Origin of the sequence: Streptomyces sp. AC602_WCS936, assembly GCF_019049125.1 — a bacterium.
Classification (GTDB): Bacteria; Actinomycetota; Actinomycetes; order Streptomycetales; family Streptomycetaceae; genus Streptomyces.
In genome coordinates this window covers 1-1790 of sequence record NZ_JAGMUF010000060.1, presented here as the reverse complement: position 1 = coordinate 1790, position 1790 = coordinate 1, and the positions used below count along the sequence as shown (strand labels likewise).

1 rRNA gene is annotated in these 1790 nt (G+C 57.8%); it reads right to left on the bottom strand.

The features are described 5' to 3' along the window. Positions 1-1696 (bottom strand): 23S ribosomal RNA (locus KUM03_RS21285); the annotation flags it as partial. Positions 1697-1790 lie beyond the last annotated feature (94 nt).

Here is a 1790-nt window from a genome sequence, read left to right as displayed (position 1 = left end):
CTACACCCTTACCCCGGGACAACCACCGCCCGGGATGGACTACCTTCCTGCGTCACCCCATCACTCACCTACTAACCGCTTGGTTCAGCGGCTCCACCACTTTCCTTTCCCCGAAGGGTCCGGAACGGCTTCACGGCCTTAGCATCACGATGCTCGATGTTTGACGCTTCACAGCGGGTACCGGAATATCAACCGGTTATCCATCGACTACGCCTGTCGGCCTCGCCTTAGGTCCCGACTTACCCTGGGCAGATCAGCTTGACCCAGGAACCCTTAGTCAATCGGCGCAAACGTTTCTCACGTTTGTATCGCTACTCATGCCTGCATTCTCACTCGTGAACCGTCCACAACTCGCTTACGCGGCTGCTTCACCCGGCACACGACGCTCCCCTACCCATCACAGCCGGCGTTAGCCGTCATGCTGCAATGACACGACTTCGGCGGTACGCTTGAGCCCCGCTACATTGTCGGCGCGGAATCACTAGACCAGTGAGCTATTACGCACTCTTTCAAGGGTGGCTGCTTCTAAGCCAACCTCCTGGTTGTCTGTGCGACTCCACATCCTTTCCCACTTAGCGTACGCTTAGGGGCCTTAGTCGATGCTCTGGGCTGTTTCCCTCTCGACCATGGAGCTTATCCCCCACAGTCTCACTGCCGCGCTCTCACTTACCGGCATTCGGAGTTTGGCTAAGGTCAGTAACCCGGTAGGGCCCATCGCCTATCCAGTGCTCTACCTCCGGCAAGAAACACACGACGCTGCACCTAAATGCATTTCGGGGAGAACCAGCTATCACGGAGTTTGATTGGCCTTTCACCCCTAACCACAGGTCATCCCCCAGGTTTTCAACCCTGGTGGGTTCGGTCCTCCACGAAGTCTTACCTCCGCTTCAACCTGCCCATGGCTAGATCACTCCGCTTCGGGTCTTGAGCGTGCTACTCCACCGCCCTGTTCGGACTCGCTTTCGCTACGGCTACCCCACAACGGGTTAACCTCGCAACACACCGCAAACTCGCAGGCTCATTCTTCAAAAGGCACGCAGTCACGAGGATGAAGCAAGCTCCATCCCGACGCTCCCACGGCTTGTAGGCACACGGTTTCAGGTACTATTTCACTCCGCTCCCGCGGTACTTTTCACCATTCCCTCACGGTACTATCCGCTATCGGTCACCAGGGAATATTTAGGCTTAGCGGGTGGTCCCGCCAGATTCACACGGGATTTCTCGGGCCCCGTGCTACTTGGGTGTCTCTCAAGCAAGCCGCTGACGTTTCGACTACGGGGGTCTTACCCTCTACGCCGGACCTTTCGCATGTCCTTCGCCTACATCAACGGTTTCTGACTCGCCCTACGGCCGGCAGACCGTAGAAGAGAGATCCCACAACCCCGCACACGCAACCCCTGCCGGGTCTCACACGTATACGGTTTGGCCTCATCCAGTTTCGCTCGCCACTACTCCCGGAATCACGGTTGTTTTCTCTTCCTGCGGGTACTGAGATGTTTCACTTCCCCGCGTTCCCTCCACACTGCCTATGTGTTCAGCAGCGGGTGACAGCCCATGACGACTGCCGGGTTTCCCCATTCGGAAACCCCCGGATCAAAGCCTGGTTGACGACTCCCCGGGGACTATCGTGGCCTCCCACGTCCTTCATCGGTTCCTGGTGCCAAGGCATCCACCGTGCGCCCTTAAAAACTTGGCCACAGATGCTCGCGTCCACTGTGCAGTTCTCAAACAACGACCAACCACCCATCACCCCGGGACAACATCCCGAGTGCACTGGGGCCGGCACTGAA